Below are 23,090 nucleotides of genomic sequence, written 5' to 3'. Positions count from 1 at the left end.
TGCCCGCGAGCAGCCCTCTGCGGGCACGAAAGAGCCCCGGCGGTCTCTGGGGACCAGCCGGGGCTTCTCGGGGGCTGTACGGGCTACTCAGCGTCGTTATCGTCCGGCTCCGGCTGTGCCCACTCGATCGTGAACCGCTTCATCCCGTCGAACTTCGCTCCCTGGTGGGGGGCCTTCGCGACAGTGATTCGGTCGATGACCAACCGGAGAAGATCGCGCTTCATGGGCAGGTCTGCCGCTTCCCACGATGAGGTGAGGATTTCCTCCTCCACCACCAGGAAGGGCAGTTCGAGTCTGCCCGGCGCGCTGTAGCGTGCCACCTCGAACCGGGCGTTCTCGACTGCTTCCGTGGCGTCCTTCAGCAGCGGGGCGAAGTACCGGGCGGCGGGTCCGTCGTAGACGCCGTTCTGCCGGTCGTTCAGCAACCTCTTGAGGTTGGCTTCGGCTGCCCGGAGCGCAGTCCGCGCCGCCTTCTCCTCCTCCGTCTCCTCCGGTCGCATGCGCGCTGCCCACCGTTCCGAAGCCGCGTGCAGGATCGGATCTTCGTCATCGGCGGCCACGAGTCGGCTCAACCAAGCCTCGAAGACAAACGCCTCGGCTCGATCAGCCCTCACGGACGCTCGGCCGGGGCAGCCCCGTCCGCCGTTCGCGGCCCCGCAGACATAGGACGTGCCACCGAACGGCATCGACCGGCCACACCCTCCGCAACGCAGGAGCCCGGTCAGCAGGTGCTTCGGGCGGGTGTCCCGCTTGTTGTCCACCGGTACCCGGTTCTGCTGGGTCAGCGCCGTCTGCGCGGCCTGCGCGGTCTTCTCGTCCACCAGCCCGACAGGTGAGCCGTCGGCACTCTTGAGCGCTACGCGCCGCCCCTTCGCGTCCCGGTAGGCCTCGGGGTGCCCTGCCCGGATCTGGATCACCTGCCACCCGACGTACGCGGGGTGCCGGAGCATCCGGTGAACGTAGTTGTACCGCCAGAACGACCCGCCCGGCGAGGGCACACCTGCGTCGTCCAACCACCGGCAGATGTCACGGGTGGAGGCACTGTCCTCGGCCACTCGCCGGAAGATCTCGCGCACCACGTCGGCACGCGACGGCATCCCTTCGGCCGCCGGTGTCCGGTCCGGGCTGAGGAAACGGTCCCGCGAGACCTGGTACCCCCACGGGGCTCGACCGGCGACCCACAGACCGCCGTCCCGCTGCTCCTCCTTGGTGTCCTTCACCCGGCGTGACAGGTTCTCGCTGTACTCCCGCGCCTCTTCCGCCCGGTTGATGATCCAGCGCCGGTCCCGCGGCTCATTGGAGTCGAGCCCGTCCATGTCGAAGATCACCCGGGCCTTGCCGATGACCTTCAACAGGTCCTCGGCTCCCTTTCGGCTGAACCGGTCGACCGCGTACGCCCAGAGCGCCGGTACGACCCCGGCCGCGAGTGCCTTCAAGGCCCGGTCGAAGTCCGCCCGTTCCACGTCCTTGAAGCCGCTCGCGATGTCCTTCCAGACCTTCCGCACGGCGTAGCCCTCGCGGTGCGCGCGGCGGTGCCCCTGCTCCTCCTGAGCGTCCGTGCTCAGCTCCTGCCGGTGTCCCCGGACCAGCTTCGACTTACGGCAGTACAGGTCGATGCTCTGCGCCTCCGGCTTACCGCACAGAACGCATATGTAGGTATCGCTGTCTTGCATGGTGGTGCTCCAACTGACCGTTTCCGCTGGTCACAGCATGCTATGCATGTGTCCACGCCTCCTCGGCGAGCAGCACGCGGATCGAGGCCCCGTTGTCAGTGTCGTTCATGGCCACGACCTTAGGGCGTGCCCGGCGACGGCGACGGGCTTGTGTCTCCGGTAAGGGGAGGGTCCAGAGTGAGGTCCATGGACGGCAGCGACACGCTCTACTCGATCGGCGAGCTCGCCCGGCGCACCGGACTCACCGTCAAGGCCATCCGGTTCTACGCCGACACCGGCCTGGTGCCGCCCACCGACCGCACCGCGGCCGGCTACCGGCGGTACGACGTCCACGCGCTCGCCCGGCTGGACCTCGTCCGCACCCTGCGCGAACTCGGTCTCGACCTGCCCGCGATCCGCCGGGTGCTGGAGCGGGAGGCCCCGCTGCGGGAGGTCGCCGCCGCGCACGCCGAGGCGCTGGAGGTGCAGATCCGCACCCTCCGGCTGCGCCGGGCGGTGCTGCTCGCCGTCGCCCAACGCGGTTCCACACCCGAGGAGATGAGACTCATGCACAAGCTCGCCGCACTCTCCGACGCCGAACGCCGGCGCCTGATCCACGACTTCGTCGACGAGGTCTTCGGCGGCCTGGACGCCAACCCGGAGTTCGTCGCCATGATGCGCTCGGCCATGCCCGAACTGCCCGACGAGCCAAGGGCGGAGCAGGTCGAGGCCTGGGTGGAACTGGGCGAACTCGTCCAGGACCCGGACTTCCGCGCGGCGGTGCGCCGGATGGCCGAGCACCAGGCCGCCGAGCGCGCCGACGGGGACCGCACCGGCCTGCACGTCGAGCTCACCGGGACGGTGACCTCCCTGGTCCGGGCCGCACTGGCGGCCGGCGTCGCCCCCGCCTCCCCCGAGGCCGACCCCGTCGTCGCCGCCCTCGCCGCCGCCTACGCCGAGGCCTTCGACCGCCCGGACGACACCGCGCTGCGGCGGTGGCTGCTCGACCGCCTCGGAACGGCCGACGACCCCAGGGCCGAGCGCTACTGGCAGCTGATGGCGACCGTCAACGGCTGGCCGGTGCCGGAGAACCTGCGGGACGTATTCGAGTGGTTCACCGGGGCCCTGCGGGCCAGACTGTCGGAATGATCACTCTGGAACCGCTGCGCCCCGACCACGCCGAGGACCTGCTCGACTTCGAACGCGCCAACCGCGCCCACTTCGCCCGCAGCATCCCGGACCGCGGTGACGACTACTTCACCGGGTTCGCGGACCGCCACGCCGCCCTCCTCGCCGAACAGGCCGCGGGCACCTGCCGGTTCCACGTCGTCCGCGACGCGGCCGGCGAGCTGGTCGGCCGCGTCAACCTCGTCGACCTCGCCGACGGCGGCGCCGAGATCGGCTACCGGGTCGCCGAGTCCGCCGCCGGCCGCGGCGTCGCCACCGCCGCCGTCGCCGAGGCGTGCCGGCTCGCCGCCACCGCGTACGGACTGCGCTTCCTCACCGCCGTCACCACCCGCGACAACCCCGCCTCGCAGGCCGTCCTCGCCCGGAACGGCTTCGCGTTCCGGCACGAGTTCCTCCTCGGCGACCGCCCCGCCCTCGCCTACCGCCGCGACCTGACCGACCTCGGCTGAGGCACGCCGACGGGCGGACCCGACAGTCCGGCGGGCAGGGCGACCGGCCGAAGGGCCCGTGCCGCGCCGGGGAGTACGGGAGCCGGGTGGAGCGGGAGGCCGGCCGGGCCGGCCTCCCGCTACGGCAGCCAGCGCCGGGCGGCCTCGACGCTGTCGGCGGGGCTGGTGTTGAAGGCGATGGCGGCCTGCGGGGCGTGGCGGCAGACGAGGTTGACGACGAGTTCGAAGAAGGGCAGGGCCGGCTCGGGCTTGCGGATGCCGCCGCCGATGACGACGACGTCCCACCCGCGCCCGGCGAGGGCCGCGACCACGGCGGGTTCGGCGGTGTCGTCGGGCGCGACCAGCGCGACGGCGGCGTCGATGCCCTGCTCGGCGAAGCGGGCGAGTTCGGCGTCGAGGAGGGCCCGCACGGCGTCGCCGTCCGCGCCGGGGACGGTGTGCGGGTCGAAGCCGAGAACGAGAACGGTGGGCATGTCCGAAAGGACGCTCACCCCGGCTGCCCGGGTTCCCCGCGCAGGAAGCGGGCCGCGTCGGCGAGGGTGAGCTTGGGGTCGCTCCAGGAGCAGACCTCCAGCCAGGAGAGCCGGCCGTCCTCGGCGAAGAGCAGGATCTCGCCGTCGGAGCCGATCGCCGCCTCGGCCACCACGTCCGAGCGGGCGCCGTCCGCGACGCCGGCGAAGAGGGCCGTGCTGCAGCCGCACCGGCAGCGGGACTCCACGCGCAGGTGCGGGACCTGGGCGCGCAGGGGGTGGCCCTCCGGGAGGAGGACGTCGAGGACGCGGGCGACATCGGTGGGAAGGAGAGTCATGGGCGTCTGCGCAATCGTGTGGTGAGGGCCGACAGTTCGTCGACCCGCAGGAGGTGGGCGAGCAGGAGGTAGCCGACAACGAGGGTGGCGGCGGCCGGCGCCAGGCCGTACCGCGCGGTCCACCAGGCCGCGGTGGCGGCCGGGAGGGCGGCGAGCAGCAGCCTGGCGTGGTCGCCCAGGACCCGCACCGGGCCGAGGCGCCGCCGCAGCAGCAGGGAGGCGCCCAGGACGGTCAGCAGGAACGAGCCCCCGTAGCAGCCGGCCATCCCGGTGACGGCCCAGCGCAGCGGCAGCAGCCGGTGGCAGAGCACCGCCCCCAGGGCCGTGGCGGCGACCGGCAGCAGGTTGAGCAGGAAGGGCGTGCGGCTGTCGCCCAGCGCGTAGAAGGCGCGGGTCAGCGCGTAGGAGGCCGAGTAGAGGACCAGGCCGGGCGCGAAGGCGGTCAGCATCCCGGCGATGGCCCGGACGTCGGCGGGGTCGGTGCTCCCGTGCCCGAAGGCGAGCGCGCACAGCTGCGGCGCGAGGACCGCGAACCCGCAGGCCGCCGGGACGGTGACCACCGCGACGGTGCGCACGGTCCGGGCGAGCAGCGCCCGCACGGCCCGCGGGGAGTCGGCGGACGCGCTGAGCGCGGGCACCGCCGCCGTCACCAACGACACCGTGACGACCCCGTGCGGCACGATCCACAGCAGGTACGCGCTGCTGTAGGCGGTGTACCCGACGCCCGGCAGCCCGGCCGCGGCGGCCTGCGCGCCGACCGAGGTCGACAGCCTGGTGACCACCCAGTAGCCCGCCTGGTCGGCGAGCACCAGCAGCAGCGTCCACCCGGCGGCGCGCAGCGGCTCGCCGAGCCCCGCCCGCCGCCAGTCCCAGCGCGGCCGCAGCCGTACCCCGGCCGCCCGCAGGCAGGGCAGCAGCACCAGGCCCTGAGCCACCACGCCGGCCGTCGTCCCGGCCCCGAGCACCGTCAGGTCCCGCTCGTCGAAGGAGCGGTGGCCGACGAAGGCGCCGAACACCCCGATCACCACCAGGTTGTTGAGCACCGGCGCCCACGCCATCGGCGCGAACCGCCGCCGGGCGTTGAGGAGTTGACCGAGCACCGTGAACAGCCCGTAGAAGAACACCTGCGGCAGGCACAGGTACGCCAGCAGCACCGTCCGGTCCAACTGGGCACCGTCGTACGAGGTGTAGGCCCGCACCACGTACGGCGCACCGGGCACCACGACCGCCGTCAGCACCAGCAGGGCGACCACCAGCACCGTCACCAGCCGGTCGGTGTGCGCCGCCCCGCCGTCCGCCGACTCCTTGGCGGCGCGCACCAGATGGGGCACCAGCGCGGTGTTCAGCGCACCGCCGATCAGCAGCACGAACAGGATGTTGGGCACCGTGTTGGCCACGTTGTACCCGTCCGCGAGCAGCCCCGAGCCGAGGACCGCCACCAGCAGCGCCGAGCGGACGAAGCCGGTGGCCCGGGAGACCACCGTCCCGGCCGCCATCACCAGGCCGGGCGGGAGCGCACGGCGCGGCCTGCGGTGCCGGACGGGCACCGCGGGGCCTTCCGGAACACTCATCCGCCGGTCCCTCCCGCTCCGAGCAGCGCCGACCCGGACGGATCGGCGAAACCGGCGAGAGCATGCTCCGGCTCCCCTGAAGCGAGGCTGAGAAAGCTGAAGGCGGCTTAAGGAACGGATCCGGCGCCGATGGCATCCTGATCCGCATGGAGATTCTGGTGGTGGAGGACGACGCCCAGGTCGCGGCGGCCGTACGGCGCGGTCTGGAGGCGGAGGGCTACACCGTCGACCTCGCCCCGGACGGTCTCACCGGCCTGCGGCTGGCCCAGCGGCACGCCTACCGGGCGATCGTGCTCGACATCATGCTGCCCGGCCTGAACGGCTACAAGGTGTGCGAGGCGCTGCGCTTCGACGGCGTCACCACCCCGATCCTGATGCTGACCGCCAAGGACGGCGAGTACGACGAGGCCGAGGGCCTGGACACCGGCGCCGACGACTACCTCACCAAGCCGTTCTCCTACCTGGTCTTCCTGGCCCGGCTGCGCGCCCTGCTCCGCCGCAGCCAGACCCCGGGCCCGCTGCTGCGGGTCGGCGACCTCTGGCTGGACCCGGCGGGCCGCCGCTGCGGCCGGGGCGGCGCCGAGATCACCCTCACCGAGCGGGAGTTCGCCGTCCTGCGCTGCCTGGCCGAGCACCCCGGCGAGGTGCTCTCCAAGCGCCGGATCGTCGACGAGGTGTGGGACATCGCCTTCGACGGCGAGGAGTCCATCGTCGAGGTGTACGTCAGCATGCTGCGCCGCAAGGTGGACACCCCGTTCGGCGTCCGCTCGATCACCACGGTGCGCGGCGCCGGCTACCGACTGGAGACCGCACCGTGCTGAGCCGCCTCTCCACCCGCCTGCGCACCTCGCTGGCGGCCGGACTGACCGCGCTGCTGCTGCTCGGCGGCGGCGCCTGGTGGCTGCGCGGCCACCTGTACGACGCCCAGTTGGAGGCCGCCCAGGCGGAGGCCAAGTCGCAGTCCCACGACCTCAGCAACGGCTACAAGCTCGGCCAGCAGCTGGTGGACAACTGGAGGCTGCCGTACGTGGTGCTGGGCGGCGACGGCCAGGTGCTGTTCATGGGCGGCACGCTGACCACCCAGCACCTGGCCGGGCCCCCGCCCGCCTCCGTGCCGCACCTGGCCCGGGACGACTGGCAGTCCGTCCAGCGGATCACCATCGGCCCCGCGGGCACGGCCGCGGCCAACCGCTACTCGGGACGCACCTTCACCGCGATGGGCAGCTGGAGCCCCCTGCTGCGCAAGGACGGCGACCAGACGAAGCCGATGGCCGGCCCGTTCACGGTGTACGTGCTGGTCACCCCGTTCGCCGCCGAGGCCTCGCTGCACACCATCGACCCGGTGCTGCAGCTGGGCGTGCCGGCCGCCGCGCTGCTGGTCGCACTGGTGGCCTGGGCGGCGACCAGCCGGGCGCTGCGCCCGGTGGAGGCGATCCGCGCCGGGCTGGCCGAGATCGGCGAGCACCGGCTGGACCGCCGCGTCCCGGTGCCGCGCGCCGGCGACGAGCTCACCCGGATGGCCCGGACCACCAACGCCACCCTGGACCGGCTGGAGCGCTCCGCCGTGCAGCAGCAGCGCTTCGTCGCGGACGCCTCGCACGAGCTGCGCAGCCCGATCGCCGCGCTGCGCACCAATCTGGAGGTGTCGCTGGCGCACCCCGAGCGCACCGACTGGCCGGCCACCACCCGGGAGGCGCTCACCTCGGTCGAGCGGCTCCAGCAGCTCACCGAGGACCTGCTGTTCCTGGCCCGGGACTCGCACCCGGCGTCGGCCGGCCGGCTCACCGACGTCGACCTGTCCGCCGTGCTGCGCGAACTCGCCGACCAGTACCGCCCGGTCGTCGGCGCCCGGCTCGCCCTGCTGGTGGACGCGCCCGAAGCGGTGCTGGTGCGCGGCAGCCGCATCCGGCTGCACCGGCTGGTGCGCAACCTGCTGGACAACGCCCAGCGGCACGCGGCCGCCGAGGTGGTGCTGTCCGTGCGGCACACCGTGCACGGCTGTGTCCTGGAGGTCCGGGACGACGGCCCGGGCGTGCCGCCGGAGGACCGCGAGCGGATCTTCGAGCCGTTCACCCGGCTCGACGAGGCCCGCAGCCGGGACGCCGGCGGCAGCGGTCTGGGCCTGGCCATCTCGGCGGACATCGCGACCCGGCACGGCGGCACCCTGCGGGTCGCCCACGCCCCGCACGGCGCCCGCTTCGTGCTGGAACTGCCGTCGGCCGGACGGGACTCCTAGTCCGGGGCGTGGCCGGGGCGCCTCTAGGGGGTGGCCGCGGACACCGTCCGCAGCGGCACCGAGGCCCTCAGCCGAAAGCCCCTCCCCCGCTCCCCCGGCCCGGTCTCCAGCCGCCCGCCGACCAGGGCCAGCCGCTCCTCCAGCCCGGACAGGCCGTTGCCCGGTTGGGACTTGCCCGGCCCGCGCCCGTTGTCGGTGATCTCCAGGACGGCGCAGCGCTCGCCGCTCGCCTCCCAGCTCTCGTCCGCCGTCACCGTGCAGACGGTGGCGCCCTCGCCGTGCCGGACCACGTTGGTGACGGCCTCGCGCAGCGCCCAGGCCAGCGCCCCGGTCTCCTCGTCGGCCAGCGACGGCCAGGCGTCCACCAGCTCCGGCGCGGCCTCCAGCCGGACCTGCGCGGCGGCCAGCGCGGTACGGGCGGCGGCCAGTTCGACCGGCAGGGTCGGGCGACGGAAGCCGGTCACCGCCTCCCGGACGTCGATCAGCGACTGCCGGGCGACCTGCTCGATGTCGGCGACCTGCGCCCGCGCCGCCTCGTCCTTGCCGGCGTCCATGAACCGCCCGGCCAGCTCGCTCTTCAGGGTGATCAGCGACAGCGAGTGCCCGAGCAGGTCGTGCAGGTCGCGGGCCAGCCGCAGCCGCTCCTCGGAGGCCGCCAGGTGGGCGACCGCGGCCCGGGCCTCGCGCAGCTCCTTCATGGTGGCGACGAGCCGCTGCAGACCGGTCATCGCGATGCCGGAGAGGAAGGCGCTGAGCGCGAAGGTGGAGACGTTGTCGACGCCGGCCCCGATGCCCGTCCCGACGGCGGCGGTGAGCACGGCCATGGCGACCAGGGCGCGCAGCGCGTAGTGGGTCGGCACGATGATCGCGACGCACACCGAGGCGTAGATGAACAGCGTCAGGAACGCGGCTCCGAGGCCGACCGGGGCGGCGACGGCGAGCCCGACCATCGTCGTGACGACCACCAGGCAGGCCCGCGGCCGCATCCCGGCCTGCGAGCGGAAGACCACCAGCAGCACGTAGGCGGCCACGAACCCGGCCAGGCAGCACCAGCCGAGCACCGTCCCGGCCGTGGTGTGGCCGCCGTTCAGCAGGTCGCCCGCCGGGTAGGCCAGGTAGAGCATCCACAGCATCATCCAGGCGACCTTGACCAGCAGCTGGCGCCTGCTCTCCACCGGGGAACCGGGCACGTTCATGAAGGACGCGCGCGCCACGCCCGCCTCCGGCGGTTCGTCGGGGCGGTGGGCCTGGCGCGCGTCACTCATGTCGATCATCATGCCTGGCGGCTGTCGCGGCGGTACAGGGCCGCCGCGGCGGCGCCGAACACCACGAGGAAGGCGGCCAGCCCGGCGACCGCGCCGGTGTCCAGGGAGTGCCCGGGCCGGGTGAAGTCGGCCAGCCGGTTGTACAGGTACACCGGGTTGAAGCGGGCGAACCTCTCCAGCGAGCCGCTCACCGGGAACCAGGTGCCGCCGAGCAGGGCCATCGCCATGTAGGTGATCATCACGATCGGCTGCACCGCGTCCGGCGCCGCCGCGTACCCGAGCGCCACCCCGAGCGCGGCGAAGACGAAGCTGCCCAGCCAGAGCGCGGCCGCCAGCCCGAGCCACTGCGGCACGCTCAGCGAGACGCCCTGGCTCGCGCCGACCGCGAAGACCACCAGGATCGCCGGCAGCGTGGTGACGGCGGTCGCCGCGATCTTGCCGACGGTGTACGCCCGGCCGGGCAGCGCGGTCAGCCGCAGCTGGCGCACCCAGCCGCTCTTGCGCTCCAGCGAGATCCGCTGCGCGCTGCCGGTCAGCACCGCGCCGACCGCGCCGAAGGTGGCCATCGAGACCATGAAGTAGGTCTTCACCGGCAGGCCCCCGGCGAGCTGGGTGGAGCCGTAGGCGTTGATGAAGAAGAAGTACATCAGCGCCGGGTAGGCGACGGTGAAGAGCAGGTAGCGCCGGTTGCGGAGGGTCCGCAGGATCTCCAGCCGGATCAGGGTGGTCATCGCACGGTCTCCTTCTCGGTGCTCTCGCGGCCGGCGTCCCCGGCGCCGTCCTCGCGGTCCAGTTCGCCGGTGATGGTCAGGAAGGCCTGCTCCAGGCCCACGCCGGCGACCTCCAGCCCGCGCGGGTACAGCCCCGCCCGGTAGATCCCGGCCACGGTGGCGTCGGCGTCCGCGGTCCGGATCCGTACCGTCCGCACCCCCGGGACCCTCGCGGTGACGTCCAGCGACCGCACGCCCGGCAGGGTGCGCAGCACGGGCTCCTCGAACCCACCGTCCGCGTCGTGGAGTTCGAAGGCGACCCGGCGGGCGCCGGCCCGCGCCTTGATCTCCGCCGAGCTGCCGTCGGCGATCAGCCGGCCCCGGTGCAGCACCAGGACGCGGTCGGCGATCGAGTCGGCCTCCTCCAGGTAGTGGGTGGCGAACAGCACCGTGCGCCCGGCGTCGGCCTGCGCGCGCATGCTCGCCCAGAACGACTGCCGCACGCCGACGTCCATGCCGGTGGTCGGTTCGTCCAGCACGATCAGGTCGTTGTCGCCGGCGATGGCCAGGGCGAAGCGGACCCGCTGCTCCTGGCCGCCGGACAGCTTGTCGACCCGCCGCTCCGCCAGCTCGGTGATCCCGGCGTCGGTCAGCACCTCGGTGACCGGCCGGCCGCGCGGGTGCACGTCGCAGGCGAGCCGCACCAGCTCGCGCACCTTGACGTCGGTCATCAGCCCGCCGCTCTGCAGCATCGCGCCGACCCGGCCGGCCTCGATCGCCGCCCGCGGGGTGCCGCCGAACAGGGTCACGCTGCCCCGGTCGGGCTCGCGCAGGCCGAGCAGCAGGTCCAGGCTGGTGGACTTCCCGGCGCCGTTCGGCCCGAGCAGGGCGACGGTCTCGCCCGGCCTCAGCACGAGGTCCAGTCCGTCCACGGCGCGCACCCGCCCGTAGCTCTTGCCCACGCCGCGGAAGGCGGCCACCTCGGTACCCATCGCCCGGCTCCTCTCCCTGATGGTGTCACGCTCGTGGCGTCACGGTCGGTGCTGTTCGCACCACCTCAGAGTCCCGCGCGGGCGGGTGGCGGCGGCAGTGTCCGCCGTCGTGCCTTCGGCATGACGGATGTCATGCCGGCGGCCGGTACCCCCGTCAGGGGGCACCGGCCGCCGAAAGCGCTGGTCGGACGGGTGTCACACCCCCAGCGAGCGCTTCACGAAGTCGACCTGGAGCAGCAGCAGGTTCTCCGCGACCTCCTCCTGCGGGGTCATGTGGGTGACGCCGGACAGCGGCAGCACGGTGTGCGGGCGCCCGGCGGCGAGCAGCGCCGAGGACAGCCGCAGGGTGTGCGCGGCCACCACGTTGTCGTCCGCCAGCCCGTGGATGATCATCAGCGGGCGCTCCAGGCCGGCCGCGTACCCGCTCAGCGAGTTGGCGGCGTACACCTCGGGCCGCTCGGCCGGGTCGCCCAGGTAGCGCTCGGTGTAGTGGGTGTCGTACAGCTCCCAGTCGGTCACCGGCGCCCCGGCCACCGCCGCGTGGAAGACGTCCGGGCGGCGCAGCACGGCGAGCGCGGAGAGGTAGCCGCCGTACGACCAGCCGCGGACGGCGACCCGGTCGAGGTCCAGCGGGAACTCCCCGGCGAGCGCCCGCAGCGCCTCCACCTGGTCGTCCAGGGTGGCCCCGGCGAAGTCGAAGGCGATCGACTTCTCCCAGGCCGGCCCGCGCCCGGGCGTGCCGCGCCCGTCGGCGACGACCACCGCGAAGCCCTGGTCGGCGAACCACTGCGAGTTGAGGTGCGGGTTGTGCGCCTGGACGACGCGCTGGCCGTGCGGGCCGCCGTACGGGTCCATCAGGACGGGCAGCAGGCCGTCCCGCTCCCGGTCGTAGCCGGTGGGCAGGAAGACGGCGGCGGGGATGCGGCGCTCGCCGGCGAAGCGGAAGACCGGGCGGGCGGTGATGACCGGGGTCTCGGCGTACGAGGCGATGGTGGCGACGTCGTCGACCGCCAGGCCCTCGGGCAGGTCCCGGGCGACCTGGACCAGGGTGCCGGGCAGGTCCGGCTCGGCGGTGGCCCGGACGGTGATCCCGCCGCCGTGCACCGCGCTGGTGACGGAGGTGAACGGCCGCCCGTTGGCGGACTCCCAGCCCAGTCGCGTGCCGTCGTGGCTGATCCGGCCGACGCCGATCCAGCCCGGCTCGGGGTCGGTCTCCTCTGCGCCGCCGGCGGCGCCGAAGAACACCTCCCGCTCGGTGACCGCGACGACCGAGCGGACGTGCAGGTCGGCCCCGGTCACGGTGCGGTCGCCGATCACCAGCGCCCGCACGCCTCCCTCGTCGGAGATCCGGACCAGCTTGCCGTCCGGGGTCCAGGCCGGCGCGCCCGGGAACAGCTCCAGCCAGGCGCCGTCCTTCTCCTCGTGCAGCACCTCGGTGGCGCCGGTGGCGGCGTCCAGGCCGAGGATCCGCTGGCCGCGCTGGTCGCGGGTCTGGACCAGGAGCAGCGGCACGCCGCCCTTCGACCAGTGCACCCGGCCCAGGTACGGGTAGGCCTCGCGGTCCCAGACCACCTCGGTGCGCCCGCCGTGCAGGTCGAGCAGCCAGAGCCCGACCTCGGCGTTGGCGCCGCCGGCCGCCGGGTAGGCGACCTCGGCGGGCTCACGGTCCGGGTTCGCCGGGTCGGCGATCCACCAGCGGCGCACCGGGCTGTCGTCGGCGCGCTCGACCAGCAGCCGGTCGCCCGCCGGGGACCACCAGAAGCCGCGGTCGCGGTCCATCTCCTCCTGCGCGATGAACTCGGCCTGGCCCCAGGTGACGTTCGGGCCGTCCGGCTCGGCGAGCACCCGGTCGCCGCCGCCGTCGGTGCGGGTCAGCCGCAGCTCGCCGGCGGTGTTGGCGTACGCGACGTAGGCGCCGTCCGGGGAGAGGCGCGGGTCCAGCAGCGGCCCCTCGGCGGGCAGTTCGGCGGTGGCGCCGGTGGCCAGGTCGGCGGTGAACAGGCGGCCGGAGAGGGCGAAGGCGGCCAGCTGCCCGGCCGCGTCCAGGGCGTAGCCGACGATGCCGGCCGAGCCCTCGCGGCTGCGCTCGCGGCGGGCCCTCTCGGCCGGCGAGAGGTCCTCCTCGCCGCCGCCGAGCAGCGCGGCCGGGTCGGCGGCGACCCGCTCCTCGCCGGTGGCGGTGTCGAGGGTCCAGAGCAGGTTGGCCCGGTCGCGGCCGGATCGCGAGCGGAGGAAGACGACCCGCGAGCCGTCCGGCGCGACGGAGAAGGAGCGGGGCGCGCCGACGGTGTAGCGCAGGGTCCGCGCGTACTGCCTCGGGAAGGTGTCGGCAGAGGTGTGGGAGGTCATGGCACCAGACCTTATGACGACGGACCACCACCCCCGGGTGTGCGTTGATCACTCGTTCGGAGCATCGTCGACAAGTACGCCCCAAAGAGGTCCAAACCGCCTCCGACCGGCCCACGCGCCCCTCGGATGCCACGATGCCCCGGCGCGCGCGGACTCACCGAGGGTAATGACACCCTCACCCATCGGGTATGACTTGTCGCGCGAGTGAACGTCCGGCCCCGTCCCGGACCGCGGTCACCCGCAGCCCCCAGTCCCGCACCGTCCCTCGCCGCTCTCCCCCGGGCGGCGTGCCCGAGAAGGGGTGTGAGCCGACATGGCCATGAACATCTCCGCCGCCGTGCTGATGCTGGTCATCGTGGTGATCCTGATCCGCCGGTCCGGCCTGAAGCTGGCGCACGCGATCGTCTGCGCGCTGCTGGGCTTCTACCTGGCCTCCAGCTCGATCGCCCCGTCGATCAGCCAGGTCACCAGCAACCTCGCCGGAATGATCAACGGCCTGAGGCTCTGACCCCGCCGCCGCGGCCGCGAGGGCCTGCTCGTCGCACGCGCGCCCGCCCCCGCCTCCCTCCGGGCGGACGACGGGAGCGTGACGACAGGCCCTAGGCTTCCTCCCATGACCGCGACTACCGGCCGCCGCCTCCTCCTGGTGCACGCGCACCCCGACGACGAGTCGATCGGCAACGGCGCCACCATGGCCCGGTACGCCGCCGAGGGCGCCCGGGTCACGCTGGTGACCTGCACCCTCGGCGAGGGCGGCGAGGTGATCCCCGCGCGACTGGCCCACCTGACGGCCGATCGGGACGACACCCTCGGCGCGCACCGGATCGGCGAGCTCACCGGGGCGATGCGCGCCCTCGGCGTGACCGACTTCCGCTTCCTCGGCGGCCCGGGGCGCTACCGCGACTCCGGGATGATGGGCGTGCCCGAGAACGACGTGCCCGGCTGCTTCTGGCGGGCGGACGTCGAGGAGGCGGCCGGCCACCTGGTCGCGGTGATCCGCGAGACGCGCCCGCAGGTGCTGGTCACGTACGACCCGGACGGCGGCTACGGGCACCCGGACCACATCCAGGCGCACCGGGTCGCGATGCGCGCCCACGAGCTGGCCGCCGACCCGGCGCACCGGCCGGAGCTGGGCCCGGCCTGGCGGATCGCCAAGGTGTACTGGAACCGGATGCCCCGCTCGGTGATCGAGGCCGGGCTCGCCGAGGCCGCCGCCAAGGCGCCCTTCCCGGGCGTGGCGCAGCCCTCCGACGTCCCCGGCGTGGTCGACGACGAGGTGGTCACCACCGTCCTGGACGGCGCGGCGTACGCGGGGCGCAAGGCCGCCGCGCTGACCGCCCACGCCACCCAGATCACCGTGGACGGCGCCTTCTTCGCGCTCTCCAACGACCTCGCCCAGCCGCTGTTCACCACCGAGTACTACCAGTTGGTGCACGGCCAGGCCGGGCCGGGCGGGCCGGAGGACGACCTGTTCGCCGGCCTTCCGCTCGACGCCGCCCACGCCGAGGAGGGCACCCGATGAGCAAGTCCGACGCCACACCGCCGCGCCGCACGCTCGCCGCCGCCGTCCTCGGCACCCGCGAGGAGCGGCTGGCGGAGCCCCAGCCCCCGCGCGCCGCCCGGATCGGGGCCTACGTCCTGTTCTTCCTGCTGGGTGCCGCGGTGTCGGTCTGCGGATCCTTTGTGCAGGCCCTGTGGCCGCCGGTGGGAGTCCTGTTGGCGCTCGCCGCGACCGGCGCCACCTTCTACGGCGGCCTGCGGGTCACCGGCACCCGGCTCGGCGCGGGCGCGCCCGCGGCCGGCTGGTTCCTGGCGATGCTGCTGCTGATCGTGCCCCGGCCCGAGGGCGACAACGTGCTGTGGTCCAACGCCACCTCGCTGGCCTGGCTGTTCGCCGGGTCGGTGCTGGGCGTGATCTGCGCCACCCTGCCCACCCGCACCAGCTGGTTCCCCGGGGTGCCCGGCCCCCCGCGCTGACCCGGGTCGTGCACGGCGTACCGTACCGCGTACGACGAGCAGTCAGGAGCGTACGGCCTTACTCTCATACCGGAGGAACCGGACGTATCAGGATCTGTCCGAAGCCGTTCGCCGCTCAGTTCTTCCCAGTATGGTGGTCCCGCAGAACGCCGTACCCGACCGCCGCCCGCCCCAGCCAAGGCCCGGCGACCACGAACCGCGGTCGCGCCGCACGGCCCGCCCGCGAACCCGGAGCAGAGCAGCATTGAGCAGCCGCGAATCTGACAACGCCCACCCGACGCCCCGGCGCACGGGCCCGGACGCCTACCCGTCGGGCACACCGCCCTACGGCACGCCGGGGCTCCCCGGCGGCGACCGGGCCGACGCCGGACCGGGCGCCGCGTCGGGCGGCGAGGACGACGGTCCGAAGACCGAGACCACCCTGACCACCCGGGTCCGGATCAACATCCCCGGCTCGCGTCCGATCCCGCCGGTCGTCGTCCGCAGCACCGTCAAGAACGAGGACGGCCCGGGCGATGACGCCCCGGCCGCCGCCGCCGAACCGGGCGGCCCGCGGCACCGCTCCGCGCCGACCTCGCCCGTCCTCGGTGTGATGGACGACGGCGGCCGCCAGGCCGCCCCGCCGAACCTGCCGCCGGAGTGGCAGATCCCGCCGATCCCGCCGGCGACCTCGGAGTCGGAGTCCACCGGCGCCTGGTTCCGCCCGCGCCAGAAGAAGGCCGCGACCGCCGAGTCCGCGCCGGCCACGGCTCCGGCGACCGTTCCGGCCGGTGCCGTGGGCACGACGGAGGCCCCGGTCGCCCCCGGCGGCGCCGAGCCGCGCCCGCAGGGTGCCCGTCCGGCCGCGGGCCGGCCCGCCCGTGCCGACGGCGCGCGGAACGGCGCCCCGAACGGCCGGCCGGTGCCCGCCCAGGGCAAGCAGCCGAACCCGGCAGCCGCGCCCGTCGCGCCGTTCCACGCCGAGGCCCCGGTGGAGGAGCCCGGCGTGTACGAGGCCGCCGACCCGTTCGCGCCGGTCACCGACCCGTTCGGCACCTCCGTTCCCGACGCCGGCGCGCAGGGCCTGCCCCGGCGCGACGGCGGCCAGCAGAGCCGCGGACAGCAGAACGGGCAGCAGAACGGGCAGCCGCAGAACCGTCAGCAGCGCAAGAACCGGCCGGGCGGGCCGCAGCAGCCCGGCCCGCAGAACGGCTTCCAGCCGAACGACCACCAGGCGCCCGCGCCGCACCCGCAGGCCGAGCCGAACCCGGAGGACACCTCCGTCGACGGCTTCGCGCCGATCCGCGACAACACCCCGCCGCCCGCCGCGATACCCGGCCTGCCCCAGAACGGCGCCCCGCACGGCGCCGACGGCCGTCCGCAGCCGGGCCTGTTCGCCTCGGCCCCGACCGGCACCGACCCGTTCGCCGCCCAGCGCCCGGCCGCCCCCGGCCACGGCCAGGAGGTCCCCGCCGCTCCGGCGGGCCCCGGCGCCCTCTTCGCGGGCGCGCCCGGCACCGCCGCGCAGCCCGGCGACCCGGAGGCCACCGCGGTCACCCCGCTGCCGGCCCCGGCGCCCGGCCCCCGGCCCGAGGGCTCCGAGGAGACCCGGAACGCCAAGGGTGGCAAGGGCGGCAAGGGCTCCAAGGCCGCCCCGGCCCCCGCTCCGGCCCCCGCCAAGGCGAAGGCCGAGCCCGCCGCCCCGGCCAAGGCCAAGCGCGGCGGGGCCGGCAAGAAGCTGGTCAAGCTGGGCGTCTACGGCATCGTCGCGGTGCTGTTCCTCGGCGCCGCCGCGTACGGCACCGGCCTGATGCTCAACCAGTCCGACGTCCCCAAGGGCACCGTGGTGCTCGGCGCCGAGATCGGCGGCAGCAGCCGCGACCAGGCGATCCACCAGCTGGACGAGTCGGTCGGCAAGGCCGGCCAGCAGCCGCTCAAGCTGAAGATCGGCGACCAGGCCGTGGACCTCGACCCGGCGGTCGCCGGCCTGAGCTTCGACACCACCGCCACCGTGGACGGCCTGGCCCAGCACAGCTACAACCCGCTGGACGTCTTCAAGTCGCTCAAGGGCGGCACCAAGACCGTCGCCCCCGAGGTCAAGGTCGACAAGGCCAAGCTCAAGGCCGCCCTCGACACCCTCGCGGCCGGTTCCGGCCAGGGCCTCCAGGAGGGCTACGTCAAGTTCGGCGACGTCAACGGCGAGCCGATCGTCGTGCCCGGCCGGGCCGGCCAGGCGGTGGACTCGGCGAGCGCCCTGGACGTGATCGCGCAGGCCTACCGCGACCGCGCCGACGGCAAGCCCGAGCAGCCGATCGCCCTGGCCGTCACGGCCGCCCAGCCGAAGATCTCCACCCAGGCCCTCCAGGGTGCCGCCGACACCCTCGGCAAGCAGATCGCCGCGGGCAAGGTGCACGTCGTGGCCGGCGCCAAGTCCTGGGACTTCGGCCCGAAGACCGCCGCCAAGGCGCTCACCCTCGTTCCGGACGCCTCCGGCAAGATCGTGCCCAAGTGGGACCTCGACGCGCTCGCCGCCCAGCTGGGCACCGCGTTCGACAAGGTGAAGGTCAAGAAGAACGGCCAGGTCGCCGCGATCACCCCGCAGGACGTCGCGGACGGCATCACCTCGGTGCTCGACAAGACCGGCGACAAGGACCGCACCTTCAAGTTCGTGGTCTGACGCGGTCGGGGGCCGGCGCGTCCGCGTCCGCCGTACCCGCACCGCACGAGGGGCGGGCCCGCATCCGGGCCCGCCCCTCGACAACACCCGTCCCGGTCAGCAAGATGTGACGCCACACCATCCGCCACATCCACCCCGGGGAGCACGCCGATGCGCCGCCGCCTCCAGCACCACGGGACGGCCCTGCTCGCCGGTCTCACCGCCCTCACCCTCTCGCTGGCCCTCTGCTCCTGCACCTCCGGTCAGGACGCCGCCGAGGCCCCGACGGCCGCCCTCGCTTCGCCCAAGCTCACCTCGGTCGACATCAACCCGCACGACCGGGCCCAGCTGCGCCAGGGCGGCACCCTGAACCTGGCGATCGCCCAGTTCTCCCGCCAGTGGTCGCCGATCCACACCGACGGCAGCGAGTCCTCGACCGTCATGGTCAGCAAGCCGCTGCTGCCGACCTTCTTCCGCTCGGACGCGGCCGGCACCCAGACCCCCAACCCGGCCTACCTGCAGGAGGCGCACGCCGAGCTCAGGGACGGCCGGCAGGTGGTCACCTGGACGCTCAACCCGAAGGCGCACTGGTCCGACGGCACCCCGATCACCTGGCGCGACATCGAGGCCAACTGGCGTGCGCTGAACGGGAAGGACCCGGCCTACAAGTCCTCCAGCAGCACCGGCTTCGAGCTGGTCTCCGCGGTGGAGCGCGGCAAGGACGACTTCCAGGCGGTGATGACCTTCGACCACCCGTTCTCCGAGTGGCAGTCGATGTTCAACAGCGCCGGCAACGCCCCGCTGCTGCCCGCCGGCCGGATCTCCACGCCGGAGCTGTTCAACTCCTCCTACCTGGACGCTTTCCCGGTCACCGCCGGCCCGTTCAAGGTCGAGCAGCTGGACCGCGCCGCCCAGACCGTCACCCTGGTCGCCGACCCCTCCTGGTGGGGCGACAAGCCGGTGCTGGACCGGATCGTCTTCCACGCGATGCTGCCCGACGCGATGCCCGCCGCCTTCGCCAAGGGACAGCTCGACCTCGTCAACATCGGCCCGGACGTGGCCGGCTACCAGGTCGTCAGGAACACCAAGGGCGCCGCGGTGCGCCGGGCCGGCGGACCGGACTTCCGCCAGCTCACCCTGAACGCCCGCACCCCCGCGCTCGGCGACGCGACCGTGCGCCAGGCCGTCTTCCAGGCGATCAACCGGGACGTGGTGATCCGCTCCGACCTCAGCGGCCTGGACTGGCCCGCCGTCCCGCTCAACAACCACCTGCTGGTCACCAACCAGAACGGCTACCGCGACAACTCCCTGGGCCTGGCCCGCTACGACCCCGCCGAGGCGGCCCGCAAGCTGGACGCGGCCGGGTGGAAGCTGGACGGCGACGTGCGGAGGAAGGACGGCCGCGAGCTGAACCTGCGGATGGTCGTCCCGGCCGGCGTCAACCCGGCCCAGGCCGAGGCCGCCAACGCCACCAGAATGCTCAAGGACGTCGGCATCAAGGTCACCACCGTGACCGCCCCCGCCAACGAGTTCTTCGACAAGTACGTCAACCGCAACGACTTCGACATCGCCGCCTACTCGCTGATCGGCACCCCCTTCCCGGCCAGCGGCAACCGCGCCAACTTCGTCCAGAGCGGCGGCACCAACCACGTCGGGGCGGGCAGCCCGGCGGTGGACGCCGCGCTCGACCGGGCGGCGGCCGCGGGCGACGCCGCCACCGCCACCGAGGCGATCAACCAGGCCGACGGGGAGCTCTGGAAGGTGGCCGGCGTCCTGCCGCTCTACCAGCGCCCGCAGCTGTACGGGGCCCGCGCCGACCTCGCCAACATCGGCGCGCAGGGCCTGTCCGACATCGTCTGGGAGAACGTCGGCTTCGCGAAGTAGCCGCCGGCCGGGCCGGGCGCGGCCTCAGCCGTGCAGCGTCTCGCGCCAGTAGTGGCAGGCGCTGCGGCGGCCCGCCAGCTCCGTCCCGTGCTCGCCGGTCACCGGTGTCAGCGCGGGGAGTTCGGTCCGGCAGCGGTCCTGGGCGCGCGGGCAGCGGGGGTTGAAGGCGCAGCCCTCCGGGGGGCTCAGCAGGCTCGGCGGCAGGCCCTTGATGGCGTGCAGGTTCCGGCCCTTCTGGTCGAGCCGGGGGATGGAGTCCAGCAGTCCCCGGGTGTACGGGTGCGCGGGCCGGGCGTACAGCTCGTGCACCGGGGCGGTCTCGACGATCCGGCCCGCGTACATCACCGCGATCTTGTCCGCGACGTCCGCGACCACGCCCAGGTCGTGGGTGATCAGGATCAGGCCCATGTTGTACTCGGCCTGCAAATCGGCCAGCAGGTCCATCACCTGCGCCTGCACCGTCACGTCCAGCGCGGTGGTCGGCTCGTCCGCGATGATCAGGTCCGGCTCCAGGGCCAGCGCCATCGCGATCATGATGCGCTGGCGCATGCCGCCGGAGAACTGGTGCGGATAGTCGTTCACCCGCTGCCTGGCGGCCGGGATGCGCACCCGCTCCATCAGCTCCACGGCCCGGTCCCGGGCCTCCTTGCGGGAGACCCCCCGGTGCGCCCGGAACATCTCCCCCAGCTGGTAGCCGACACTGAGCACCGGGTTCAGCGCCGAGAGCGCGTCCTGGAAGATCATCGCGATGTGCCCGCCCCGGACGGACCGCCGGGCGTTGGCACCCATGGTCAGCAGGTCCTCGCCGCGGAACAGGATCCGCCCCGCGGTGATCCGCCCCGGCGGCATGTCCAGGATGCCCATGATCGCCTGCGCCGTCACCGACTTGCCCGAGCCGGACTCCCCCAGCACCGCCAGCGTCTCCCCCGCCGCGACGGAGTAGCTCACCCCGTTCACGGCCTTGGCGACGCCGTCCCGGGTACGGAACTCCACGTGCAGGTCGTCGACCTCCAGCAGCGGCGTCCCGGGTTCCGCGCTCCCCCGACCGCCGCCGATCAGCTCCACCGCGTCCATCAGAGCAGCCTCCCCGGCGCCGCGGCACCCACCGCTGGGCGCAGAGCAACTATCAAGGAAGGGACCGCACTTGGCGAGCCCGCGGCAGATCTCTTTTCCGTCACGGGAAAGGGCGCGTCCCCGCCGGCGGGGGCGCGCCCTGGTCGTCGACCGGTCTCAGCCGGCGCCCTTCCCGGCCTCCCTCTCCGCCGCGAAGTGACACGCCGAGTCGTGCCGCGCCGCGCCGTCCAGCCAGGACGGCGCGGCCAGCAGCGGCTCCTCGACCTCGCACCGCTGCTGCGCCTTCCAGCAGCGGGTGCGGAAGCGGCAGCCGGACGGCGGGTTGGCCGGCGAGGGCACGTCGCCGGTCAGCACGATCCGGTCCCGGACCTCCCGTGCCCTCGGGTCCGGCACCGGCACCGCGGAGAGCAGCGCCTGGGTGTAGGGGTGGGTGGCGTGGTCGTAGATCTCCGCGTCGCTGCCGATCTCGACCATCTTCCCCAGGTACATCACGCCGACGCGGTCGGAGATGTGCCGGACGATGGAGAGGTCGTGCGCGATGAACATGTACGACAGGTTGAACTCGCCCTGCAACTGCTCCAGCAGGTTGATCACCTGCGCCTGGACGGACACGTCCAGCGCCGAGACCGGCTCGTCGCAGATGATGACCTCCGGCTTGAGCGCCAGCCCCCGGGCGATGCCGATGCGCTGGCGCTGACCACCGGAGAACTGGTGCGGATAGCGGTTGATGTACTCGGGGTTGAGCCCGACCACGTCCAGCAGGTCCTGGACGGCCTTGCGGCGGTCGCCCTTGGGCGCCACCTCGGGGTGGATCTCGAACGGCTCGCCGATGATGTCGCCGACCGTCATGCGCGGGTTGAGCGAGGTGTACGGGTCCTGGAACACCATCTGGATGTTCCGGCGGACGGCCTTCAGCCCGGCCCCGGAGAGCCGGGAGATCTCCTCCCCCTTGTAGCGGACCGATCCCGAGGTGGCCGGTTCCAGGTTCATCAGCACCTTGGCCAGCGTGGACTTGCCACAGCCGGACTCGCCGACGATCCCGAGCGTCTCGCCCTGCATCAGGTCGAAGGTGACCCCGTCGACCGCCTTCACCGCGCCGACCTGCTTCTTGAACAGGACGCCCTTGGTGAGCGGGAAGTGCTTGACCAGGTCCCGGACTTCGAGGATCGGCCGGCCGCGCGGCACCTCCTGCTCGAAGGCGACCTCCTCCGGCATCGCCGCGCCCAGCGCGCTGGACCCGTTAACGGTCATGGAGGGTCTCCTTCCAGAAGAAGCAGGCACTGCCGCGCCCCTCCAGCGGCGTCCCGTCCTCCTCGGTGACCGGGAACAGCTCCGGCACCTCGGTCCGGCAGCGGTCCTGGGCGCGCGGGCAGCGGGGGTTGAAGGCGCAGCCCTCGGGGATGCGCAGGAGGTTGGGCGGCAGGCCCTTGATCGCGTAGAGCTCCTGGCCCTTCTGGTCGAGCCGGGGGATGGAGTCCAGCAGTCCCCGGGTGTACGGGTGCGCGGGCCGGGCGTACAGCTCGTGCACCGGGGCGGTCTCGACGATCCGGCCCGCGTACATCACCGCGATCTTGTCCGCGACGTCCGCGACCACGCCCAGGTCGTGGGTGATCAGGATCAGGCCCATGTTGTACTCGGCCTGCAGCTCGGCCAGCAGGTCCATCACCTGGGCCTGCACCGTCACGTCCAGCGCGGTGGTCGGCTCGTCCGCGATGATCAGGTCCGGCTCCAGGGCCAGCGCCATCGCGATCATGATGCGCTGGCGCATGCCGCCGGAGAACTGGTGCGGATAGTCGTTCACCCGCTGCTTGGCGGCCGGGATGCGCACCCGGTCCATCAGCTCCACGGCCCGGTCCCGGGCCTCCTTGCGGGAGACCTTCCGGTGCGCCCGGAACATCTCCCCCAGCTGGTAGCCGACACTGAGCACCGGATTCAGCGCCGAGAGCGCGTCCTGGAAGATCATCGCGATCTTCTGGCCGCGGATCCGCCGCCGCTCCTCCTTGCTCATCCTGAGCATGTCCTGGCCCCGGTAGAGGATCTCGCCGCGCGGGATCCTGGCCGGCGGCATGTCCAGGATGCCCATGACCGCCTGCGCCGTCACCGACTTGCCCGAGCCGGACTCCCCCAGCACCGCCAGCGTCTCCCCCGCCGCGACGGAGTAGTTGACGCCGTTGACGGCCCTGGCGACGCCGTCCCGGGTGACGAACTCGACGTGCAGGTCCCGCACGTCGAGCAGCGGCCCCTGGTACGGCGCCTCCTGCACGCGCCCGGTGGTGTCCACCGCTGTACTCACGATGCGC

At 73.6% G+C, this 23,090-nt stretch carries 20 protein-coding genes; 9 read left to right on the top strand and 11 right to left on the bottom strand.

What is annotated here, in order from left to right; genetic code table 11:
* Positions 1–83: 83 nt before the first annotated feature.
* Positions 84–1,673, bottom strand: a complete 1,590-nt coding sequence (locus ACGFSC_RS28120; RefSeq protein WP_359903608.1) for a recombinase family protein — start codon at positions 1,671–1,673, stop codon at positions 84–86.
* Between the two features lie 186 nt (positions 1,674–1,859).
* On the opposite strand from ACGFSC_RS28120, the gene ACGFSC_RS28115 reads away from it, so the two are divergent.
* Together ACGFSC_RS28115 and ACGFSC_RS28110 are read left to right on the top strand one after the other, a co-directional pair.
* Complete coding sequence (locus tag ACGFSC_RS28115) at positions 1,860–2,801, top strand: MerR family transcriptional regulator (RefSeq protein ID WP_359903611.1); 942 nt, start codon at positions 1,860–1,862, stop codon at positions 2,799–2,801.
* Positions 2,798–3,289: a GNAT family N-acetyltransferase gene (locus ACGFSC_RS28110; RefSeq protein WP_359903614.1), complete on the top strand. Its 492-nt coding sequence runs from the start codon at positions 2,798–2,800 to the stop codon at positions 3,287–3,289. Before ACGFSC_RS28115 ends, ACGFSC_RS28110 begins: the two co-directional genes overlap by 4 nt.
* Positions 3,290–3,408: 119 nt before the next feature.
* Here the strand turns inward: ACGFSC_RS28110 and ACGFSC_RS28105 are convergent, their stop codons facing one another.
* From ACGFSC_RS28105 to murJ, 3 genes are read right to left on the bottom strand one after another with little or no spacing between them, the layout of a single operon-like run.
* Positions 3,409–3,762 carry a hypothetical protein gene (locus tag ACGFSC_RS28105; protein WP_359903617.1) on the bottom strand — a complete coding sequence of 118 codons (354 nt, stop codon included), beginning with the start codon at positions 3,760–3,762 and terminating at the stop codon, positions 3,409–3,411.
* A gap of 14 nt (positions 3,763–3,776) precedes the next feature.
* Entirely contained in the window at positions 3,777–4,097 is a 321-nt protein-coding gene (locus ACGFSC_RS28100) for a hypothetical protein (protein WP_359903620.1), read from the bottom strand.
* Positions 4,094–5,668 (bottom strand): murein biosynthesis integral membrane protein MurJ, encoded by a 1,575-nt coding sequence (gene murJ / locus ACGFSC_RS28095; RefSeq protein ID WP_359903622.1) that lies wholly within the window; start codon positions 5,666–5,668, stop codon positions 4,094–4,096. The genes ACGFSC_RS28100 and murJ overlap by 4 nt, the downstream gene beginning before the upstream one ends.
* Positions 5,669–5,814: 146 nt before the next feature.
* Here murJ and ACGFSC_RS28090 point away from each other — a divergent pair, with 146 nt between their 5' ends.
* Both ACGFSC_RS28090 and ACGFSC_RS28085 read left to right on the top strand, forming a co-directional pair.
* The gene (locus tag ACGFSC_RS28090; RefSeq protein WP_359903625.1) at positions 5,815–6,489 is read left to right on the top strand and encodes a response regulator transcription factor; all 675 of its coding nucleotides are present in this window, start codon (positions 5,815–5,817) and stop codon (positions 6,487–6,489) included.
* Positions 6,483–7,904: a HAMP domain-containing sensor histidine kinase gene (locus ACGFSC_RS28085; RefSeq protein WP_359903628.1), complete on the top strand. Its 1,422-nt coding sequence runs from the start codon at positions 6,483–6,485 to the stop codon at positions 7,902–7,904. The genes ACGFSC_RS28090 and ACGFSC_RS28085 overlap by 7 nt, the downstream gene beginning before the upstream one ends.
* 23 nt (positions 7,905–7,927) lie before the next feature.
* Here the strand turns inward: ACGFSC_RS28085 and ACGFSC_RS28080 are convergent, their stop codons facing one another.
* From ACGFSC_RS28080 to ACGFSC_RS28065, 4 genes are all read right to left on the bottom strand, one after another.
* A complete protein-coding gene (locus tag ACGFSC_RS28080; RefSeq protein WP_359903631.1) occupies positions 7,928–9,169 on the bottom strand; it encodes a histidine kinase in 1,242 nt (413 codons plus the stop codon).
* Between the two features lie 8 nt (positions 9,170–9,177).
* Positions 9,178–9,900, bottom strand: coding sequence for an ABC transporter permease (locus ACGFSC_RS28075; protein ID WP_359903634.1), 723 nt, complete (start codon positions 9,898–9,900; stop codon positions 9,178–9,180).
* The gene (locus ACGFSC_RS28070; protein ID WP_359903636.1) at positions 9,897–10,871 is read right to left on the bottom strand and encodes an ABC transporter ATP-binding protein; all 975 of its coding nucleotides are present in this window, start codon (positions 10,869–10,871) and stop codon (positions 9,897–9,899) included. The genes ACGFSC_RS28075 and ACGFSC_RS28070 overlap by 4 nt, the downstream gene beginning before the upstream one ends.
* A 195-nt stretch (positions 10,872–11,066) precedes the next feature.
* Positions 11,067–13,220, bottom strand: coding sequence for a prolyl oligopeptidase family serine peptidase (locus tag ACGFSC_RS28065; RefSeq protein ID WP_359899583.1), 2,154 nt, complete (start codon positions 13,218–13,220; stop codon positions 11,067–11,069).
* Positions 13,221–13,533: 313 nt separating this feature from the next.
* On the opposite strand from ACGFSC_RS28065, the gene ACGFSC_RS28060 reads away from it, so the two are divergent.
* The 5 genes from ACGFSC_RS28060 to ACGFSC_RS28040 all read left to right on the top strand — a co-directional run bounded on the left by ACGFSC_RS28060 (position 13,534) and on the right by ACGFSC_RS28040 (position 19,716).
* Positions 13,534–13,728 carry a DUF2304 family protein gene (locus ACGFSC_RS28060; protein WP_049658010.1) on the top strand — a complete coding sequence of 65 codons (195 nt, stop codon included), beginning with the start codon at positions 13,534–13,536 and terminating at the stop codon, positions 13,726–13,728.
* 105 nt (positions 13,729–13,833) lie between these two features.
* Entirely contained in the window at positions 13,834–14,742 is a 909-nt protein-coding gene (gene mshB, locus ACGFSC_RS28055) for an N-acetyl-1-D-myo-inositol-2-amino-2-deoxy-alpha-D-glucopyranoside deacetylase (protein ID WP_359899581.1), read from the top strand.
* A complete protein-coding gene (locus tag ACGFSC_RS28050; RefSeq protein WP_359899579.1) occupies positions 14,739–15,197 on the top strand; it encodes a DUF6113 family protein in 459 nt (152 codons plus the stop codon). The genes mshB and ACGFSC_RS28050 overlap by 4 nt, the downstream gene beginning before the upstream one ends.
* 244 nt (positions 15,198–15,441) lie before the next feature.
* Positions 15,442–17,853 (top strand): hypothetical protein, encoded by a 2,412-nt coding sequence (locus ACGFSC_RS28045; protein ID WP_359899577.1) that lies wholly within the window; start codon positions 15,442–15,444, stop codon positions 17,851–17,853.
* 150 nt (positions 17,854–18,003) lie between these two features.
* Positions 18,004–19,716 (top strand): ABC transporter family substrate-binding protein, encoded by a 1,713-nt coding sequence (locus ACGFSC_RS28040; protein WP_359899575.1) that lies wholly within the window; start codon positions 18,004–18,006, stop codon positions 19,714–19,716.
* A 24-nt stretch (positions 19,717–19,740) separates the two neighbouring features.
* On the opposite strand, the gene ACGFSC_RS28035 is transcribed toward ACGFSC_RS28040, so the two are convergent.
* The 3 genes from ACGFSC_RS28035 to ACGFSC_RS28025 form a co-directional block, all read right to left on the bottom strand.
* On the bottom strand, positions 19,741–20,790 hold the full coding sequence (locus ACGFSC_RS28035) for an ABC transporter ATP-binding protein (RefSeq protein ID WP_359899573.1): 1,050 nt from the start codon (positions 20,788–20,790) through the stop codon (positions 19,741–19,743).
* A 156-nt stretch (positions 20,791–20,946) separates the two neighbouring features.
* Positions 20,947–22,005, bottom strand: a complete 1,059-nt coding sequence (locus ACGFSC_RS28030; RefSeq protein WP_359899596.1) for a dipeptide ABC transporter ATP-binding protein — start codon at positions 22,003–22,005, stop codon at positions 20,947–20,949.
* Between the two features lie 25 nt (positions 22,006–22,030).
* Positions 22,031–23,083 (bottom strand): ABC transporter ATP-binding protein, encoded by a 1,053-nt coding sequence (locus ACGFSC_RS28025; protein ID WP_359899571.1) that lies wholly within the window; start codon positions 23,081–23,083, stop codon positions 22,031–22,033.
* Positions 23,084–23,090: the final 7 nt, after the last annotated feature.

This window comes from Kitasatospora sp. NPDC048715, assembly GCF_043198905.1.
GTDB lineage: Bacteria > Actinomycetota > Actinomycetes > Streptomycetales > Streptomycetaceae > Kitasatospora > Kitasatospora lactacystinica.
This window is presented reverse-complemented; position numbering and strand designations above follow the sequence as displayed.

Bases quoted from the DNA above. Each gene is read 5' to 3' on its own strand.
- ACGFSC_RS28120 (WP_359903608.1), bottom strand. From the start codon at position 1,673: ATGCAAGACAGCGATACCTACATATGCGTTCTGTGCGGTAAGCCGGAG.
- ACGFSC_RS28115 (WP_359903611.1), top strand. From the start codon at position 1,860: ATGGACGGCAGCGACACGCTCTACTCGATCGGCGAGCTCGCCCGGCGC.
- ACGFSC_RS28110 (WP_359903614.1), top strand. From the start codon at position 2,798: ATGATCACTCTGGAACCGCTGCGCCCCGACCACGCCGAGGACCTGCTC.
- ACGFSC_RS28105 (WP_359903617.1), bottom strand. From the start codon at position 3,762: ATGCCCACCGTTCTCGTTCTCGGCTTCGACCCGCACACCGTCCCCGGC.
- ACGFSC_RS28100 (WP_359903620.1), bottom strand. From the start codon at position 4,097: ATGACTCTCCTTCCCACCGATGTCGCCCGCGTCCTCGACGTCCTCCTC.
- murJ (WP_359903622.1), bottom strand. From the start codon at position 5,668: ATGAGTGTTCCGGAAGGCCCCGCGGTGCCCGTCCGGCACCGCAGGCCG.
- ACGFSC_RS28090 (WP_359903625.1), top strand. From the start codon at position 5,815: ATGGAGATTCTGGTGGTGGAGGACGACGCCCAGGTCGCGGCGGCCGTA.
- ACGFSC_RS28080 (WP_359903631.1), bottom strand. From the start codon at position 9,169: ATGAGTGACGCGCGCCAGGCCCACCGCCCCGACGAACCGCCGGAGGCG.
- ACGFSC_RS28075 (WP_359903634.1), bottom strand. From the start codon at position 9,900: ATGACCACCCTGATCCGGCTGGAGATCCTGCGGACCCTCCGCAACCGG.
- ACGFSC_RS28070 (WP_359903636.1), bottom strand. From the start codon at position 10,871: ATGGGTACCGAGGTGGCCGCCTTCCGCGGCGTGGGCAAGAGCTACGGG.
- ACGFSC_RS28065 (WP_359899583.1), bottom strand. From the start codon at position 13,220: ATGACCTCCCACACCTCTGCCGACACCTTCCCGAGGCAGTACGCGCGG.
- ACGFSC_RS28060 (WP_049658010.1), top strand. From the start codon at position 13,534: ATGGCCATGAACATCTCCGCCGCCGTGCTGATGCTGGTCATCGTGGTG.
- mshB (WP_359899581.1), top strand. From the start codon at position 13,834: ATGACCGCGACTACCGGCCGCCGCCTCCTCCTGGTGCACGCGCACCCC.
- ACGFSC_RS28050 (WP_359899579.1), top strand. From the start codon at position 14,739: ATGAGCAAGTCCGACGCCACACCGCCGCGCCGCACGCTCGCCGCCGCC.
- ACGFSC_RS28040 (WP_359899575.1), top strand. From the start codon at position 18,004: ATGCGCCGCCGCCTCCAGCACCACGGGACGGCCCTGCTCGCCGGTCTC.
- ACGFSC_RS28035 (WP_359899573.1), bottom strand. From the start codon at position 20,790: ATGGACGCGGTGGAGCTGATCGGCGGCGGTCGGGGGAGCGCGGAACCC.
- ACGFSC_RS28030 (WP_359899596.1), bottom strand. From the start codon at position 22,005: ATGCCGGAGGAGGTCGCCTTCGAGCAGGAGGTGCCGCGCGGCCGGCCG.